This is a genomic window from Paenibacillus sp. FSL R5-0914, from assembly GCF_038004525.1.
GTDB lineage: Bacteria > Bacillota > Bacilli > Paenibacillales > Paenibacillaceae > Paenibacillus_AQ.
The window spans coordinates 1,005,939-1,024,084 of sequence record NZ_JBBORH010000001.1 but is presented as its reverse complement, the minus strand read 5'-3'; the positions used below and the strand labels follow the sequence as shown (position 1 = coordinate 1,024,084).

Here is an 18,146-nt window from a genome sequence, read left to right as displayed (position 1 = left end):
ATTCGTGAAATCAACAGTGATTATTTTATAATATCACGATCTTTCTTTGCATGCAAATTATTTATATAAGTAAGAAGAACCAGCAGACTCTGCTGGCTCTTCTTTTTTTGAATGCCAAGCTTGGGCGCACATAGAGAATAGACAAAAAGACCGTCCTAAGGACGGTCTTTTTTCTTACTACAGTAGGTTTACTATTTAGTTTGCAGCAGATTCATAATGATGGTTACTGCCTCTGCTCTTGTTGCGGTCTCATTTGGTGCAAATACATTGCCGTTACGTCCGCTCACAATGCCTGATTTCTTCACGGCTGCAACCGCATCCTTTGCCCATGCAGGAATTTGGCTATCATCAGCAAAGCCTGTTGATGCCGCCGTTGTTAAATCTACCCCTGCTGCTCTAGCGATCATAACTGCTAGCTCCGAACGTGTTATGCTCGCTGCCGGACGGAAGGTAACATCCTCATAGCCGCGTATAATCTTCGCCTCTAAGGCTTGTGCAATGGACTTCTCAGCCCAAGCAGGGATTGTATCTGTGAAGCCCAATTCCACACCGTTTCCAGTTGGCTTCAGCGCATTCATCAGCATCACCGCAAATTCAGCGCGTGTCACCGCACCATTCGGTTTGAACGTTCCGTCGGCATAACCCTTGACGATCCCTTCGCTCACCGCTTTCTTAATATTAGCCTGTGCCCAATGTCCCGAGATATCGCTAAATTGAACCTCTGTCGTCGGTTCAGTAGATACATTGGTTACCGGTAATCCAGTCGCTTGATCCACTACGAGTACAGCAAACTTCGTAAAGTGATCCACATCTGCAGCAATGCGATTTCCATCTATTTTGCCGTCATTAACTTTCACCCAGCTCTTCTTCACTTCATCATAATAAAAGATCGCTACAGTTTGGCCGCTCTTCACTTGTCCTGAATCGAACACAAAGGTTAGCGTGACTGGTTTACTAAAGTTCTCCGCGAAGTTTTTTAGAACTTCATAGATCGGGCTTACGAAAATCTCATGATTGCTGAGAAGATTCTGCGAATCGAGCACTTTCTCAATCGTTAATACCAACTGCTTGCCTGAAGCATTAGCTGGAATTGAAATCACAAGCCCATTATCCAATCTGACTTCACCCGCTTGACCTGCAGGAAGCGTCAGTTTCCCATTGGAGGAGATAACCGGAAGTACGACATTAGAGGTACTACCACCATCATTACCACCGTTTCCATTACCATCAGAACCGTTATCTTGCGCAGCTCTCGTTATTGTTGCTGTGTATCTCGTACCTGTGCCATCTTGGGCAATTACGAATAACTCCAATCGGTTACTACCTATTTCAAGGGGAAGCTCTATGCTTGTTGCCCCACTTGCCAAACTTATCGGACCGGCCACAAGTGTATTGGCACTATTGTACATACTCACTGTCAAGGTACCATAAACAGCATCGCTGGCCGTTGCCGTCACTGTGAAGTTAGATAAAGAATACGGTACACTCGCTGTATAGTCGTATACACTTCCGCTCACTGTTTGATCCAATGTTATGCCGCTCAAATTCAAGCTATTCAAGCTTGCACTAGAACTTAATGTTGTAAACGTAATCTCTTGTCCATAGCTTACTCCGGTTGCATTCACTGCATAGGCACGTACATGATAGATAGATCCAGATTGAAGTCCTGCAAGACTTACTGAAAAGGCACCTGTTCCACCTGATTCAGCTATAACTTTACCATCCTCAATTGTCGGATTGGCACTAGTAGAATATACGATTCCTCGCTCTGTAACCTTAGCGCCACCGTCCGAAGTGATATTTCCTCCAACCGTAGCTGTCATAGAAGTGATATTTTGTACTTCTGCATCCGTATCAACAATAGCAGGTTCCTCAATACCTTTGACAAAGCTTAGATAGAAATCATCAATCGATCCCCATGCGCCGCCGTCTGCTTTGATATTAGCTCCGATTGTAAGGGTTCCATCGGTAACGAGAATATCCTGGATCTCAGGATTATTCCACTGTGCCCATCCTTTCACACCGGTGTTTACTTTTACTTCCTTACCATCCGTTACAGCAAACAGATTCATATTGGGGTTGGCAGCATCTCCCCCTTGAATAAACATCGAAAGATTATAATATCCCGGCTTCAGACCAGAAATAGTCTGCTCTACTCTAAAATCCACTGCTTTCGCAGAGTAGAAATGTAGTGAATAGTTGCCTGTTTTGGCATCTGTAACTTTATTTTGGTAGTCTGTATGTGGAGCATTAACGTCAGCATAGGTGATTTTCCACATGCTTCTATCGCTATTTTCAAAGCCTGCGTTGACGATAAAGTTCTCTTTTTTAATAACCAGAAGAGCCTTTACCACCTGACCGCCTTCCACCGTTCCACCGATCACATAGCTGCCCGCGCCCTTGCTAATGGCTTGCTCAAGCGCAACTTGATCCCAAACCACTGACATCTTGCCGGAACTTCCATCATTGTAAGTAACACTTACGTCTGTTGGCAGATGGATTGGCTCCCCAGCAATCGCCGTTATCGAAACATCCTTAATTTCATCTACAGCAATAGGGGCCAATGCGCCTGTATTCACATATTTGAACACATTCAGCGAGGCAAGCGGATGTCCGTTAAAATCAAACAAAGCCTGGTTATCAACGGCACTTCCGCCATACCATTCCCCTGCATCATCAGGGTCATATTCCTTCGCATAGCTGGATGCCCAACCGGAACCGTACTGTTCCCACATCAACTTATTCTGCTCCAGATTGTCTTTCGGACCTACCGGAAGCCAAGCAGGCTCCCAATAAAACACGCCAATTCCCGCGTTACCCACATTCGCAACCGCTTCGATCACGTCTCTAACTGAGTTAGCCTGACCTTGAACGCTGATAGGGTAGTTTAAAGTTTGACCTGAGCTTTGCGGCGCTGTATTTCCATGTCCATCCCCGTCTTCTGCGGTATACGCGTAAGAGGTTTCAGCTACCATTACTTTTTTCCCATAAGTATCAGCGACTTGCTTCAACACGGATGTCAAATTGCTTAATGTACCGTGCCAGAATGGATAATAAGAACTTGCAAACACATCATAGTCTACATTGTTATCTTGCAAATTCTTCGCTATAGTGGCATATCTGCCTGCCGACTCCGGATTTGTAAAATGCAGAGCAACCAGAATATTAGGATCGATCTCACGAATGGCTTTGCTTCCCTCATTGAACAATTGGCTCATCTTCGTCCAATTAGATTCACCAACGAATTGTCCATTCGTTTCATTGCCTACCTGAACCATGCCAATATCAATACCTGCATCAAGCAGAGCTTGCAGGCTTACTTTGGTATATTCGTAAAGTGCGGTCTTCTTATCTTCGAAACTCAGATTGGCCCATGCCTTAGGCGTATGCTGCTTGGCCGGATCGGCCCAAAAGTCGGAATAATGAAAATCCACTAGCAGCTTCATGCCGTTTGCGGTCGCCCTTTTCCCAATTTCAATCGCGGTGGCCAGATCATTATTGCCACCACCATAACCTTTTCCAGCTGTATCAAAAGGATCATTCCATATCCGTACCCGAACGTAATTAACCCCGGCTTCATGTACGGTTGTAAAAATATCCTGCACTTCTCCGTTTTCATTGTAAAACTCGACTCCGCTATTCTCTAAAGAAATAATACTGGAGATATCCACGCCTTTAATAAAATCAAGCTGGAGTCCTTCCACCTTCTTTACAAAAATATCCGCCGGCACCGGCTGGGTCGTATCCGTACTCAACTGTTTCAACTCAAAGCTGTCCAGAAATCCATATGCGCTTGGAGCGCCGCTTATGTTCGCACCAACCTCAAGACTCGGGGTATCCTGCTTCAAGATAAATTTCAGGATGAGCGTTCCCCAAGCATTATAGCCAGTGGTAGCAACAGCGGATGCCTTCTCGTCACCCGCAAACAATTCAACATTCCCCGTCTCATTGTCAGTACCGCCCATCGACTTGACTGAGAGCTCATAACTTCCCGCAGGGAGGTTCGTTATAGTCTGCTTAAGCGAGATGGTCTGGTTTCCAGTAGCGACTTTGTTAATCCAATATTTGAAAGCATGAGCTCCTTCATCTGGATTTAGCCAAGTATCATCGGCATATGCAAAATGCTTAATTTCTACTTGATTCCAATCTGACGTATCGACACTCCATGATCCATCTTCCCAGAAATTGTCCTCGAAACCGCCATTTACTATTAAAGAACTGTTCGAATCTGCAGCCAAAGCACTCCTCATGTTGAATGAGAATGAACTTAGCAGCAATAACACTGCTAAAAATGCAGAGATACCCTTTTGATTAACTCTCACGTTCTGATCACCTTCCATTCTAAATTTTCAGATGCATATGTGTGCATCCTAAGCTATGTAAGCACTTACAAATCAATATACCAATAGTTAAAATATTTAGTAACGGATGAAAAGATAACATTTTGTATGCTTAAGCAAGCTTTATAGGCTTTAATCTTCGTTTTCCATTATTCTGGAATAGATGATATTAAATAGATTTCAGATTTTTTTATCCAAATATAACTTTTTGTATGCCTTCTCCATCTAATCATACAGAGGGCCCTCAAGGAGGAAAAATCATTTGCTGGAAAACGAACTGGATATCAAAAAAGCGCAGAAAGGTGACCACGAGGCGTTTACCCGTCTTTTTAGGCAACTGGAATCCCAGTTGTACAGATTAGCCAAAACCATTCTGCTAAAAGATGAAGATTGCGCGGATGCTCTTCAGGAGACGACACTGAAGGTGTATAAAGGGTTGGCCAACCTTAAGCAGCCTAAGTTTTTTAAAACCTGGGTTATACGCATCCTGATTAATGAATGCAATCAGTTACTTCGTATGCGAGAGCGAACTATAGCTGTGGCGGAAATTCCCGAAGAACCGGTCGATTCCTATGTGCATTTTGAAGATTCAGGCAACGTAGACCTGCAAAGCTTCATTAATCAGTTGGACGAATCCCTGCGGCTTGCTATCGTGCTTTTTTATTATGACGATTTATCCATTAAGCAGATTGCAGATGTGCTCGACATCTCCGAAGGAGCGGTCAGGGCACGACTTCATCGCGCACGGAGATTGTTGTCCAAACAGATACATCCTGTGCGGGAGGAGGGTCTTGCTAATGAATAATAACAATTTAGAAAAGCAGATCAGGGAGCTAGGAAAGGCTAATATACAGGAGCTTCCACCTTTACTGCGGTCGCGGCAGGATTCGATTTATGCATCACTCGCCACAATTGTTCAGGATCCTGTGGAAAAGGAAAAGAAAAAACGGATATATCCAAAAATCGCAGCTGCTGTATCTGCAGCGATAGTGCTAAGTGTTATGCTAACGGCCGTCTATCCGCCAACGTTGGCCAATGCGCTCAAGCAGCTTCCATGGATAGGCGGAATTTTTGAACGGGCAGATGATATAGGATTGCAAGCTGCTCAGCGTCTGGGTCTGATTACCCGACCGAATAGCAGTGATACGCATGATGGAATCACCTTGTCTGCCGAAGAGGCTGTATTTGATGGCAACCGATTGGCATTCTCAGTGAAGCGCGAGGGAGAAGGGCTGGACGGGAAGCTCACCGGCGTGACGATTGGAGCGGATGGGAAGCCTTTTCTAGGCAAAGGTTCAATAATGTCCGCAGAAGTTTTGATCGATGGGGTTTCAATGGAGGAATTCTCAGATGGTCATTGGGAAGCTGTTCCTTTTCTAACCTGGATGGAAGGCAAGGAGCAGAGTACAGCTATTTTTCAACTGGTGGATTCTTCGAATTTGGGGATCACCAAGCCTTTCCCTGATCAATTTGAACTGACTGTAACCCTTCTTTTAAACGGTATAGATACACCATACATTCTGGAGATTCCTGCACGTAAGGTTACAGAAAATAGTATTGTCGTACCTGATATGCGCGCACAAGCAGAGGGATGGAGTCTGACGCTGCAAAAGCTGGAATATAGCCCATTAACCACGCGCCTGTTACTCAACATTGAACAAGAGACTGACGGGGATTACGCAGATTTTAATACATTGGGCTTTGAAGTGACGGATGAACAGGGACTGGTATTGGAAAATATATCGCAAAAAGCACTCCTTTCATCCAATAGATCACAGGATCTGAATCTGCTTGTAGAGCCGTTCGAGAAACATCCCAATATGCTCACAATCCGTGGCTATCTTTATGAGTTCGAGGATCCAAAAAGTAAGAGTGGCGCATTCAAAACAGACAGCTCCGGAAATCATGTGAAGCATTATATCGATGGTCTGGAAATAAACGTGCTAGTTAAATAAACACTAAGGAGAATGATATCATGAAGAAAATGACAACGAAATTGTCTGTAATTTTAAGTGCTGCTGTATGCCTTGGAGCGTTGGGAATGCCGGCTTTAACCCAAGCAGCCAGTGTTCAAACCGCCGCTGAAGCTTCCCTGAATACAACAAAAGTCGCCGATTCACACGATCAGCTTACTTTAAAGGGCAGTGCACAGTTTGACGGTAATTATATTAAGATCGATCTGAGCCGTGAGGGATCCCTGTTCTCAGGAATGCTCGCAGGGGTAACCTTGAACGATAAAGGTGAGCCTTACCTTGCAGAAGGAACCATTATGGCAGTAGACGCCAAGCTCACTAATTCAGGTGGAATTGATTTTAAATCACCACGCTGGATCAGTGATGGTGACGCCAACAAGGCGGTTGTTGTACTGCAGACCGGATGGCTAACTGAGCAGCAAAAGGCAAGCCTGGCTTCCTCTGAATTGAGCATCCATGTGAAGCTTAACGGAATCGAAGATCCGTATGTACTAAAGTTTTCTCTTAAGCAAGCAGGAGTAGCGCGTAACATTCAGCTACCAGCTTTAAAGAAAGACAACCAATTTGAAATTCAAACTAATCGTGTTGCTGTGGGAGAGACCTCTGTGCGCATTGCTTTAGCAGTTAAAGGGGTTGCTACCCAAGCACAGGCTTTAGGATATGATATTTATGATAATCTGGGAAACGAATTAGAATATATTGCAAGGGAATCTGTTGCAACAACCCAGAACACTGTTTCTGAAGATTTATTGTTCGAGGCGCTTCGCCCGGCCGCAGAATATCTCATTATCAGACCTTATCAAGCGGTGTTTGAAAAAGGCACTGCAGGGGCTTATAAAGTAGATGCCAAAGGTAATGTAGTTAAAAATTACAACAAGCAACTAGAGATCAAAATTCCTCTGAAATAATAAACGCTGCAACAGATCCATATGTATGAGGAAAAGGGGATTACCTGTTGGCCGTGAGGCCTGAGGTAATCCCCTTTTTCATGGATGAAGCGTAATTTTACAACTAATCATCCATAGACAAATCCAGTGTATTCCCTTTACTAATGAAGACCTTGTAATTAGCAATTTTGTCGTTCAGCATCTTCTCTGTCTCTGTTAAATGTCTGATTTGATCCTGAACTGAGCTTCTATGATCTTCCAGAAGATTCAAGCGGGCTTGGCTTGTATGTTCTCCTTCTAAATATAACTGGGCATATTGCCGGATTTGTGAGATGGGCATTTGGGTTTGTTTCAACCTCAGTACAAATCGCAGCCAAGCAAGATGAGTATCATCATATACCCTTTCTCCATTGGCATTGCGTAACGGAGCAACGATCCCTTCTTTTTCATAATATCTCAGTGTATATGTGGTTATCTCCAATAACTTGGATACCTCGCTAATCGTGTACATGCAAATCCTCTAATCTATTTTATTTTGAAAGTCACCCTGATTATAAAAAACATTTGCCTTAGAGTAAACTCTAACCTATATAATCAAATCGCTGTAAGATCGAATTACATTCTCGTAGAAAAAATAGGAGGAACTCACATGAAGTACACTGTAATTACCGGCGCTAGTTCAGGGATAGGTTATGAAACTGCCCTAGCTTTTGCTTCTCGTGGAAAAAACTTAATCCTTATGGCCCGCAGAAAGGAACAGCTAGAGGAATTACAGTCTAAAATCGCTGGTATTCATCCTAATGTAGAGGTTGTCATTCAAACGATTGACTTATCCGTTATCGAGAATGCTTATACATTGTATGAAAGCCTACAAGGATATTCCATCGAAACCTGGATCAACAATGCCGGATTTGGGAACTTTGCTTCAGTGGCCGAGCAAGATTTAAATAAAATAACTACAATGCTACATCTGAACATAGAAGCGTTGACTATACTCTCCTCTTTATTCGTTCGAGACTACTCCACTATTGAAGGCACGCAATTAATTAACGTTTCATCTGGTGGCGGTTATACGATTGTGGGCAATGCTATAACGTACTGTGCGAGCAAGTTTTATGTAAGTGCATTTACTGAAGGACTATCTCATGAGTTGAAGAGTCAAGGTGCACCTATGCAGGTTAAAGTGTTGGCACCTGCCGCAACAGAAACAGAATTCGCGAAACGTGCTTTCGATATCACGAATTTCGAATATCACGGCGCTGTGCGGAAATTCCATACCGCGAAGGAAATGGCTGGATTCATGCTTGATCTGTATGACAGCAATCATGTGGTGGGACTTGTGAATGGTTTGACGTACGAGTTTGAGTTGAGAGATGCTATTTTTAATTATGTGGAGAGTACGCGATAGGCTTGTCTCGAAAGTTAAACAAATATGGCCATCCTTCAACGGATGGCCATGCACACTAACCAAGATATTGACACTTCCATTTGAAAATCTCATCAACAGCTTGATGAGATCCACCGGATGTTCGAAAGGAATCTTTAGTCGTTGCAACAGCTTTTTGGAATGACGGAAGGGTGAGCACACGCTCTACAGCTTCACGCAGTTCAGTTGCAGTTAATCCTTGCATTTGTAATTTAATGCCCGCTCCAATATTGACGACTTGCTCCGCAATGATCGGCTGATCCGCACTTAGTGGGATTACAATTAGCGGAACCCCATAGTAGAGACCCTCATGCGCACTATTCATTCCACCATGTGTAATGAATATTTTTGTGTACTGTAATATATCCGTCTGTGGAACATAGTTTTTAACTATGAAGTTGGGAGGAATTTCTCCCAAATCATAGATTTGCACTTTGTTCCCAATGGACATAACAATCGTATAATCCGTATTCCCGAATGCCTCAAAACAAAGCTTATAGAAATCACTTGCTTGGTTGAAGACCGTACCCATTGAAATGTAAATTAGGTCCTTTCCCTTAATTGCAGAAAAATCAAAATGATCTGGCGTTAATCGTGAAGAGATGGAAGGACCAACGAATTTATACGATGGGTCGAAGGCTTCTCCATAAGGTTGAAACTCCCTTGTCGTATACACGATTGTAAGTGGTGCAGGATTACAGAACACTTCGTAAGGAGAGTGAATCTGCACACCATATTGTTCCTTTATTTTTATGGTCAGACTTTGAAATCTATCGTCTACAGCTTTTACTATTTCTGCAGGGGCTTCTGTGTAGAATCGTTCCATGACTTGATCAAATGATTCCTTTGTCTGTGCAAAAGAAGTACAAGAGTTGATTGCAGGAAGATTAAGAATTTGAGCCAGTAAACGTCCACAACCAAACATCGAATCATGGATGATGTAATCGAAATGCTCCCCCTTAATCTGTTCAAGAACGCTTGGTATAACGATATCCGCCGTAAGTAAAAGCCCATTGACTCTTTCAAGCAGATAATCTCTCCCACCTGAAATAAAGGCTTTTATAAATTGTTGAGCGTCCAATGTCCGTACTATAGCACCTGTCTCCTCCATACGCTCCCGAAAAGCTTCTATAGTGAAGTACACTACCTCTTCTCCACGAGAAATGAGCTCCTGTACAACGCCAATCGTTGGATTGATATGTCCCTCTGATCCAGCATTAATAAATAAGACACGTGCCATGCCTACCACTCCTCAGTTATGACCTAAGTTACGATGTATGTAGCTCCCTCTTTTCTCCTTTTCAATGTACCCATTATACGTTTATCTAAGAACCGACTTCTACTTATCAAAATCCCCATCCGATATTCCGATCCTAATTTTACCTAATTTTGCTATAATAATGAAATCATAGTTAACAAAAAATGGAGAGTGATGAAAACATGGACCGGATTCTGATCGTCGATGATGAACCCGACATTCGTGAGCTTATTCGCTTACATCTGGAACGCGCCGGATGGGACATCGCCGAAGCGGAGTCTGGGCGGCAGGCGATCTTACAGCTACAAGCGCAGCCTTTCTCACTGATCGTTCTGGACATCATGATGGACGACGGTAACGGTTTCGAAGTTCTACGCTACTTGCGGGAACATCGTCCGGAAACGCTGGTCATTGCGCTTAGTGCGAGAAGAGAAGTGGAAGACAGAATCGACGCACTTGGACTGGGAGCCGACGATTACATGACCAAGCCTTTCAGTCCAATGGAGCTGCTGGCGCGGATACAGGCCCACTTCCGCAGGCACCATCCTGAGACCTCCAACCGGCCCCATGTGATTCAATTGAATAAACTTATTCTGGATATCGACAATTATGTACTACATAATGATGGGCAACAACATGGACTGACTCCAGTCGAATGCCATCTACTGCAAGTGTTCATGCTCAATCCTGATCGCGTACTAACAAAAGGAGAAATCTACAAACAAGTCTGGCAGCATGAAAACTATGACGCCAACAACCTCAGCGTCTTCATCAGCCGCATCCGAAAAATACTTGAAAGCGCACCCGGGTCCCAATCTAATCTTCATACCATTCGCGGCATCGGCTACCGCCTCTCAGGTGACGGACGATGAAGAGACGAACTAAGCTATGGCTGATGATGCTATCCAGTGCCGCAGGAAGCATTGTCTTGTTTATTACGATTACCCTAATGACCGGGAAGACTTGGACCCCGGGATATGATCTGAAGACGTTAAACGCCATCGCACAAGAAGCACTCACGGCTATAGAACGGCAAGACGCCTACTCGGGACCAGAGGTTCAACCCATTCTGGAAGAAGTACTACGCCCGCATTCCAAGATCCGCCTAGAGTGGCTGGCTGAGGACGGTTCGACGCTGTATGATTCCGCCGGCGAGAATAATTCCTACGACTTCCGCAAATTAGCCGACCGTGTTGACCATATGCCAAATAATCTTTGGGGTGAAAATACTCCGATCACTCTTACTTATTCCGTTGCCCATGATCATCGATCCTATTACATGTTATTGAGTTTATCCAGCGAAGACATGACATCTGGACAAATATATTTTTTTCTCCGAACGTATAAAGCTTTACTAACATTTATTTTACCTCTGTTACTGGCGTTGTTGCTTCCCTATCTCCTTTCCTTATGGTTCTTCTCTTCCACCGATCGTCGCATTACAAAACTGAACAACGCGCTGAACCAAGTCGGAATCCGAAGCGATGTCATCGTGCTGGAAGATACGTCGAGGGACGAGATCGCTCAGCTGACCCAACACTACAATTCAATGGCAATGCGTATCCAGAGCCAGTCTGCCCAAATTGAACAGTTAGAACATCGGCGAAGACTGCTCTTATCGGACCTGTCCCACGATTTGCGAACGCCGTTAACTATGATTTTGGGTTATGCCGAGATGATCCGTACCGGTGCGTACAAGAATGAGAACGAGCTTCAGTCCGGGGCCAAAATCATCCTGCAGCGTTCTCGCTACATGGATAAGCTGCTTGATCAGTTACTCGACATTACCCGTCAAGAAGAGCATTTACTTCGGCTTCAGCTTGCTCCGCATAACCTGTCGGAATTAATGCGAAAGATCGCAGCCGATTACCTCTTATTCCTGGACGATAAGAACATCGTGTTGGAGGCAGACATCCAAGATACGGATATCGAGGTTATGATCGACGCACCGCTGATCGAACGTGCTTTGCGCAACTTGCTGGACAATGCCGTTCGTTACGGTGAAGAAGGACACTATCTGGGAATTGGATTGACGGAGGAACAAGAGGAAGTGGTTCTCACGGTCAAAAACCGGGGTAAAGGGATCGCACGAGAGGATCGCGAGCGTATCTTCGAGCGTTTCTACCGCGCCGACGGTGGAAGAAAAGGCGAGGGACTTGGCATCGGGCTCTCGATTGTCAAGGAAATCGCGGAATTGCACCATGGCAGCGTGCGTTTGCTGGACGAAGCCGTGACGGAAACCATTTTTCAGATTAGAATTCCTAAGAAGTCTCCTAGTGAACATGAAAATTAACGTTGATCAAAGCTACGTTTTTCTGCGTACTTCTACGAATAAATAGAAGGAGGCGACGAGAGCGCCCAATGTTCCGCAAATCATATCCATCATCGTGTCGGTCAAACTACCATTTTGCGAATGAAGCTCAAAGAGATGATCCACCGTAAACTCATAAATCTCCCACATTCCAGCCATTGCAACAGCAAACAGGAACGCGAACCAAATGATGATGTTGGAAGGCAGACCGCCCAGCCCTTTACGCTTAGCCATCTTGATCAAGATGAATCGTCCTACGAAGAATAAAATAATTCCAGACAGCAGATGTTCAATCTTATCTAAATAAGGGATGACACCATACAAATTGAATAAATTGGCGAGCATCATCGTGATTGTGATAAAGACCAGCACCGAAAATTGAAGTGCGGGAGGCAGTTCGCTGTTGGTCCTTGTGATTAAGCCCTTAAAGAGTAACAGGACTAGAATGATAAGGGCCGCTTGAAATGTTTTATCATCATTTCCATTCAGGCCAAAATAAACAATTGATACTCCGCAAATGAGGTAGAGAATCATTTCAAAAAAATAATTGAACCTATGGTTTCTAGAAGTTTCTTGCATAGCAGTTCCTTTCTGACTAGACATGTTTAATTAATTATCACCCGTTCAAAGCCACCCCATACGACAATCATATCATTAGTTATAAAAAGACTCCCGTGACATTCCCTTAAGCGGAAATACACGGGAGCCTTGAGCGATCCAATCAGCCCTTACATCGCTTTTTCAGCCAAATCGTTAACTAAATTTCTCATCCACTTCCGGGAGTAAATCCGGGCGTAGCCGAAGCCAAAACGGACAACCTCCTCAAGTGATATGACGAGATATACAAGGTAGACTGGCTGCTTCCAGACGTATGACAGCAACAGTCCGGAGGGGACACCTATCAGCCATGTCGCGGTCGATTCCATGCTGAACACGAACTTGCTGTCTCCCCCACTGTTTAGAATGCCGCCTGCTATAATCATATTGGAAACTTTGGCCCAAAGAAATCCAGCGAATACGATAACGATATATATGCTCATCTGTTTAGCATCCTCGGAGATATTGAATGCGGAGACATACAGCTTCGAGCCTGCCGCAATGATAACCCCGACAATTAGAGAGATGATAATGCCAAGACGAATGAACTTTTTCGCATGATCGAGTGCGATATCCGTTTCGTTCGCGCCCAAACGGTTGCCAACCAAAACCCCAGCTGCACTAGCCAGACCGGACAATAAGCCGATGCAAAGCCCTTGCAATGGGAAGGTAATGGTCATCGCCGTCATCTCCATCGTCCCCATGCGGCTATAGATGATCGCATATGCCGTTTCACCCAATACCCAGATCAATTCAGTCAGCAGCAGCGGATACGTCGTTCCAAAAAACTTGCGGATGAGCGGTTTAGGAATGATGAACAAGTTCTTTAACCCAACAGCGCCTGGTAAACGATATCGGTACACGGCACCAATGATCAACAAACATTCTATTACCCTGGAAATAAGGGTTGCAATAGCTGCGCCCTTCAGACCAAGCGCTGGAGCGCCGAAGTTCCCGTAAATAAGTACGTAATTCAGTATAATATTCAACACAACAGCAATTAAGCTTACATACATCGGCCATTTGGCATGGCCCGTACTACGCAAAATGGCGGAATACATCATCGTGAGCATGACAGGTACAAAGCCGATCGACATGATCTGCAGAAAAATATACCCATTATCTATTACATTCGCATCTGTCGTGAACATGCTCAGGAAAAGCGGCGAATCGATGAAGACAGCCGCAGAAAATAAGAACGAGAACGCGAAGCCGACGATCAGTCCAAGGCCCAGCACCTGGGAGACGCTTTTGGAATCTTTGTTCCCCCAAAACTGGGCTGCATAAATAGACACACCCGTCGATAGACCAGCCAAGACAACCGCGATGATCCCATATATTTTGGTGGACATTCCCACCGAGGCAATCGCCACATCTCCAAGCTGCCCGACCATCAACTGATCCGTCAAATTGAGCAATGCCATCAGTAAGCTTTGAAGCGTAACAGGTACAGCGATTTTATACACACTTTTGTAGAAGTTCTCTTTCTCTGACATGGATCATTCACAACCCCCATATTCTCGATTTTACCGCGTCCATAACCATTCGCAGTCTATGACTTCGTGTGAGGTTATATCACTTTTTTGTAGCGCATGAGCGTATAATTATCTTTTGGCTGAATTTCTACAACCTTGAACTTTTTCGCAAAGCACAATTGCTGATACCCGTCTCCATCCACTAAAGTAATGTTCGTGGAACCCCCTATGATGATCGGAAGCTGCATCAAAATAATTTCATCGACAATGTCCTGATCGAAGATATGCCAGTTCAAAAAGCCGCCGCCCTCGACCATCAAGCTGGTAATCCCGAAGTTGTCTTCCAACTGACGTTCAAGCTCCACGAAATCGACTTTATCCTCACCGCAGATGAGGCACTCCTTCCCTCTTTCCCGGATCTGCTTGATTTTATATTCATCCCGTCCTTTCTCGGTTGTGACAATAATCGTCCTCCCCTCATCCGAAAGCACATTGCTATCCAGCGGAATATCCAAGGTGGTCGTCGGAATGATCCGGATTGGATTTTTGTTCTCCTCATACCGATTAGTAAGAAAGGGATTGTCCGTCAGAATTGTATTTTTGCCGACCATAATGCCCTGCACATTCCCCCGGAATAGATGAATGAATTCCATATCCTCACTGGAAAACAAAGAAAAAAGCTCCTTACTCGAATTACCAGCTCCCATAGTGAGCTTACCGTCAATCGAAATTTGGCTGAATATCGTTGTTTTCATTTGTCTTCTCCCCGTCTCTTTTTAGCTTTTATATGCGCCCCAGAATGCTTGGATGGTCTGTTCAATTTTTTTCAATGCTTGTTCAGAATTGCTTAAGGGCAGCTCGGTTAGACCCGCATTTAGCGCCTCCCATACATGAATCATGAAGGGGTAAGTCGGCATCGGCCGTGCGTGCTCCAACAGCGATATAATCATCTTTTTGTTAGGCGTAGCAGAGGCAGCTAGACGGTTCAGCACCTCTTCCTGAGCTGGAATCCGCTGTACACCCAGCGTCCACATGGTTTGGCACTCATCACTCAGCATAAAATGCGTGAACGACAAGATATCTTCCCGCTCCTCCGATGTTAACGAATGATTCGGGTAAATCAAGCCGATAGAAGAAGACATGGATAGCGATTGCTGGCCTTCTATGACCGGAAGCTGGCAGACCGCAAGCCTGTTGTTCATCTGCTTGTCCAGATGGTTATAAATCCACTCTCCACAAATAATGGCGCCAATCTTACCGTCAATAAACTGCTCTAACAGTCCTGTGGAACCGTCGAGACTGACGAGCACGCCTTGATCCATCTTGTCATGGATGAACTCAAGTGCTCGCTTCATTTCAGGGGTTACGATATTCGGCTTTCCATCCTGAACAGGCCAACCACCGAAAGCTGTAAGAAACGGAATAAACCAATAACCCTGCTGTAAATCTGCTCCAATCGGTATGATGCCTTGAGCGGACAACCTCTCTGCTGCCTCTTCGAACACTTCCCATGTCGTCGGCGCACTGGCGTAAATCTCCGGATTGTAATACACAACCAGATGATTGCCCCGTAATACCGGGATACCATACTGAACACCATCCAGTTGCATCGTTGAAAGTGCCCCTTCAGTGAGTGCATCATCGAATAGCCAGCCCGGTACTTCAGAGTAAAGGCCATTCTCAACGTAGGAGGACATATCCGCAGGAACCATCGCCAGATGCGGACCTTGATGGGTGTCCTTAATTTGGTTCAGGCGCGCAGTCAACTCCGTAATGTTCATCACTTGTGGCGTAATTTGTACGCCGAAGCGCTCTGTATACAGCTTGCAAATTCCCTCCAACACCTCAATCGAGGTATCTCCCGGACCGTCAAACTCATGCCATAACACAATTTCTTTGTTCTTCTTTTCCATCGCTGCCTCTCTCCCTTAACTAACTTGTCTATGATTGTTTACGAGCACTAAAGCCTGATTTGGTGCAAGCAGTAAGCTGTCTAACGTCTGACCTGCGATGCTGCCCGTTAAGGAACTATCCAGTGTCACGGTCATTGGGCACCGCCCAGGTACCGCAGCCTTCAAATCAACTTGGCAGGAAACATCAGCACTCAAGTTAAAGCAGCAGAGCAGCGTCTGTTCGCCATGCATATACCCGTACAGAACTGTACCTTCCGGGGATTGAGCCACGAAAAAGTTTTCTGGCTTCACTAGCTGAGGCCAATCTTTCTTGAATTCACTCAGCTCCGTCAGCAGCGGCAGCATCGGTGCAGGATTAGTCCAATTAATTTGCATGACGTTAAAAAAGGCGCGGGAAATCTCCTCTCCGTTCGTGTTGTCGCCAAGACCACAGTTGAGGGGCTGCTCCTCATTCATTTCATAGCCAGTCGTCACGTATGGAATTGCATTCGGAAGAAATTGATTAAATACTGCAATCATCCGAGCCACCTCAACACCGCCACGGCTCGTGATCCGAGGCGTATCTGCTGTTTCAGCACAGGCGAACACATGAATGTTTAACTCAGGCAGCTCCTCTAAGAATGAAACGAGATTGTCCTTATTGATTTGCGTCATGACATTCCATCCGCTGCCAAGCATAATGTTGTAGCCGGTGCTCGCCGCCTTCTTGTGATTACGATTGAACAAATCTTCGCTGATCAAGATTGCATTCGGATTCAACTCTTTAATCGTGTCAAAAATACGAGTCAACAGCGGAATAGGAAGTACATGTCCGATATCGATGCGGAAGCCATCAATCCCATACTTTTCGAGATTAAACCGTACGGCCTCCTCCAGCACATCCCACAGCTCCAGATTCGGCTCCTCACCCGGGTAGTCATTGCATTTAATCGTATCAAAAAGAACATATGGTGCCTGATCCGAACTTATAAGATGTCTCACTTGCGGAGAAAAGTCCTTGTAGAGGCGCAAGAACGTAATGTCTGTCCAAATCGGCTGCACATCGTTAATCCAATCCGAATGCGCGGGAGCAGTCGTTATCCCCATCTCTTGCTCCACCAAAGTTAATAGCTCATCTCCAGTTTTAGCAGCCCTCTCTTTTAACTGCTGCCAAAGGATTGGATGAAGTTCATTGGGCGGCGGCGAGAACTTCCGCAGAAATGCTGCGGTTTCCTGGCTGTGGTAGACCGTCTCCAATTTGTCAGGCGTACACTCCTCAAAGAATCCAAGCTCAGGAATCGATGGCGGTGCAAAGCCTTCTAATTCCTGCATTTTGATCCAATACACCCATTCAGGATGTTCGGTAATGAACGCACTGTTTTTCGCCGTTACACGGGGAATGAAATCAACAACAGTCTTAATATCAAGCAAATGACAAGCTTCTACCAAAGCGCTGAGCTCATCGTGGATCGTAAACTCCTCCATACCATCCAGCAGGCTGTCGTGTAGGTTCTGATCCAAGTGGAATAACGATTGCACAGCGTAAGGTGACCCGATATCTCCTTTCAGATTCAACTTGCTGTACTGGTTCACTGGAAGCATATACAGAATATTGATGCCCATTTTTTTTAACAGCGGCAGAAGAATAAGGAATCTTAAAAAAGTGCCGGATTCAATTGTTCCATCATGGTTGTAATCCCAAGCCGTCGAATAACGAATTAATGAAGAATAGATCGCGCTGTCGTCTAAATTCGTGCGTTCCTTGAGCGAATATCTCCACGATAGCTTGTCTACATACTTCAAATGCTCAGTCAAAAAATCATACGGATGTACACAAATTTCACCGTCTTTTTCCAAAAGAACACACTCATATTTGCACTCATTCCACACAGCAGGAATCCAAATTGGCGCGACGTCTTTATCTTTGTGTGTAGACAAGTAATCCTGAACAAGTCTAAATTTGCTTTCTTTGCTCATTAACAGATCC

General features: G+C 44.9%; 14 protein-coding genes and 2 pseudogenes. 8 read left to right on the top strand and 8 right to left on the bottom strand.

What is annotated here, in order from left to right; all coding sequences use genetic code 11:
- Positions 1-191 precede the first annotated feature (191 nt).
- A complete protein-coding gene (locus tag MKX60_RS04420) occupies positions 192-4,340 on the bottom strand; it encodes a glycosyl hydrolase 53 family protein (RefSeq protein ID WP_445670739.1) in 4,149 nt (1,382 codons plus the stop codon).
- Positions 4,341-4,602: 262 nt separating this feature from the next.
- On the opposite strand from MKX60_RS04420, the gene MKX60_RS04415 reads away from it, so the two are divergent.
- The 3 genes from MKX60_RS04415 to MKX60_RS04405 are packed head-to-tail and all read left to right on the top strand — an operon-like array spanning position 4,603 to position 7,221.
- A complete protein-coding gene (locus MKX60_RS04415) occupies positions 4,603-5,145 on the top strand; it encodes a sigma-70 family RNA polymerase sigma factor (RefSeq protein WP_231573368.1) in 543 nt (180 codons plus the stop codon).
- On the top strand, positions 5,138-6,295 hold the full coding sequence (locus MKX60_RS04410; RefSeq protein ID WP_341059140.1) for a DUF4179 domain-containing protein: 1,158 nt from the start codon (positions 5,138-5,140) through the stop codon (positions 6,293-6,295). The genes MKX60_RS04415 and MKX60_RS04410 overlap by 8 nt, the downstream gene beginning before the upstream one ends.
- A gap of 20 nt (positions 6,296-6,315) precedes the next feature.
- A complete protein-coding gene (locus MKX60_RS04405) occupies positions 6,316-7,221 on the top strand; it encodes a DUF5643 domain-containing protein (RefSeq protein WP_341059139.1) in 906 nt (301 codons plus the stop codon).
- 103 nt (positions 7,222-7,324) lie between these two features.
- Here the strand turns inward: MKX60_RS04405 and MKX60_RS04400 are convergent, their stop codons facing one another.
- On the bottom strand, positions 7,325-7,711 hold the full coding sequence (locus tag MKX60_RS04400; protein ID WP_076285022.1) for a MerR family transcriptional regulator: 387 nt from the start codon (positions 7,709-7,711) through the stop codon (positions 7,325-7,327).
- A 138-nt stretch (positions 7,712-7,849) separates the two neighbouring features.
- On the opposite strand from MKX60_RS04400, the gene MKX60_RS04395 reads away from it, so the two are divergent.
- Positions 7,850-8,608 (top strand): SDR family NAD(P)-dependent oxidoreductase, encoded by a 759-nt coding sequence (locus tag MKX60_RS04395; protein ID WP_341059137.1) that lies wholly within the window; start codon positions 7,850-7,852, stop codon positions 8,606-8,608.
- A 55-nt stretch (positions 8,609-8,663) separates the two neighbouring features.
- Here the strand turns inward: MKX60_RS04395 and MKX60_RS04390 are convergent, their stop codons facing one another.
- Positions 8,664-9,866, bottom strand: a complete 1,203-nt coding sequence (locus MKX60_RS04390) for a macrolide family glycosyltransferase (RefSeq protein ID WP_340973512.1) — start codon at positions 9,864-9,866, stop codon at positions 8,664-8,666.
- Positions 9,867-10,048: 182 nt separating this feature from the next.
- On the opposite strand from MKX60_RS04390, the pseudogene MKX60_RS31645 reads away from it, so the two are divergent.
- The 4 genes and pseudogenes from MKX60_RS31645 to MKX60_RS04380 all read left to right on the top strand — a co-directional run.
- Positions 10,049-10,348, top strand: a pseudogene (locus MKX60_RS31645) (response regulator); the annotation flags it as partial.
- Positions 10,325-10,424, top strand: a pseudogene (locus tag MKX60_RS31640) (DNA-binding response regulator); the annotation flags it as partial. The pseudogenes MKX60_RS31645 and MKX60_RS31640, both read left to right, overlap by 24 nt.
- Positions 10,425-10,453: 29 nt before the next feature.
- A complete protein-coding gene (locus MKX60_RS31635) occupies positions 10,454-10,756 on the top strand; it encodes a winged helix-turn-helix domain-containing protein (RefSeq protein WP_410477466.1) in 303 nt (100 codons plus the stop codon).
- On the top strand, positions 10,753-12,177 hold the full coding sequence (locus MKX60_RS04380; protein ID WP_341059135.1) for a HAMP domain-containing sensor histidine kinase: 1,425 nt from the start codon (positions 10,753-10,755) through the stop codon (positions 12,175-12,177). Before MKX60_RS31635 ends, MKX60_RS04380 begins: the two co-directional genes overlap by 4 nt.
- Before the next feature lie 12 nt (positions 12,178-12,189).
- Here the strand turns inward: MKX60_RS04380 and MKX60_RS04375 are convergent, their stop codons facing one another.
- The 5 genes from MKX60_RS04375 to MKX60_RS04355 form a co-directional block, all read right to left on the bottom strand.
- Positions 12,190-12,798 (bottom strand): hypothetical protein, encoded by a 609-nt coding sequence (locus MKX60_RS04375; protein ID WP_076285027.1) that lies wholly within the window; start codon positions 12,796-12,798, stop codon positions 12,190-12,192.
- A 125-nt stretch (positions 12,799-12,923) separates the two neighbouring features.
- Complete coding sequence (locus MKX60_RS04370) at positions 12,924-14,288, bottom strand: MATE family efflux transporter (protein WP_076298081.1); 1,365 nt, start codon at positions 14,286-14,288, stop codon at positions 12,924-12,926.
- A 74-nt stretch (positions 14,289-14,362) separates the two neighbouring features.
- Positions 14,363-15,022: a dihydrofolate reductase family protein gene (locus tag MKX60_RS04365; RefSeq protein WP_042193005.1), complete on the bottom strand. Its 660-nt coding sequence runs from the start codon at positions 15,020-15,022 to the stop codon at positions 14,363-14,365.
- Between the two features lie 21 nt (positions 15,023-15,043).
- On the bottom strand, positions 15,044-16,180 hold the full coding sequence (locus tag MKX60_RS04360; protein ID WP_076285030.1) for a sugar ABC transporter substrate-binding protein: 1,137 nt from the start codon (positions 16,178-16,180) through the stop codon (positions 15,044-15,046).
- 15 nt (positions 16,181-16,195) lie between these two features.
- Entirely contained in the window at positions 16,196-18,136 is a 1,941-nt protein-coding gene (locus MKX60_RS04355) for an alpha-amylase (protein ID WP_076298082.1), read from the bottom strand.
- Positions 18,137-18,146: the final 10 nt, after the last annotated feature.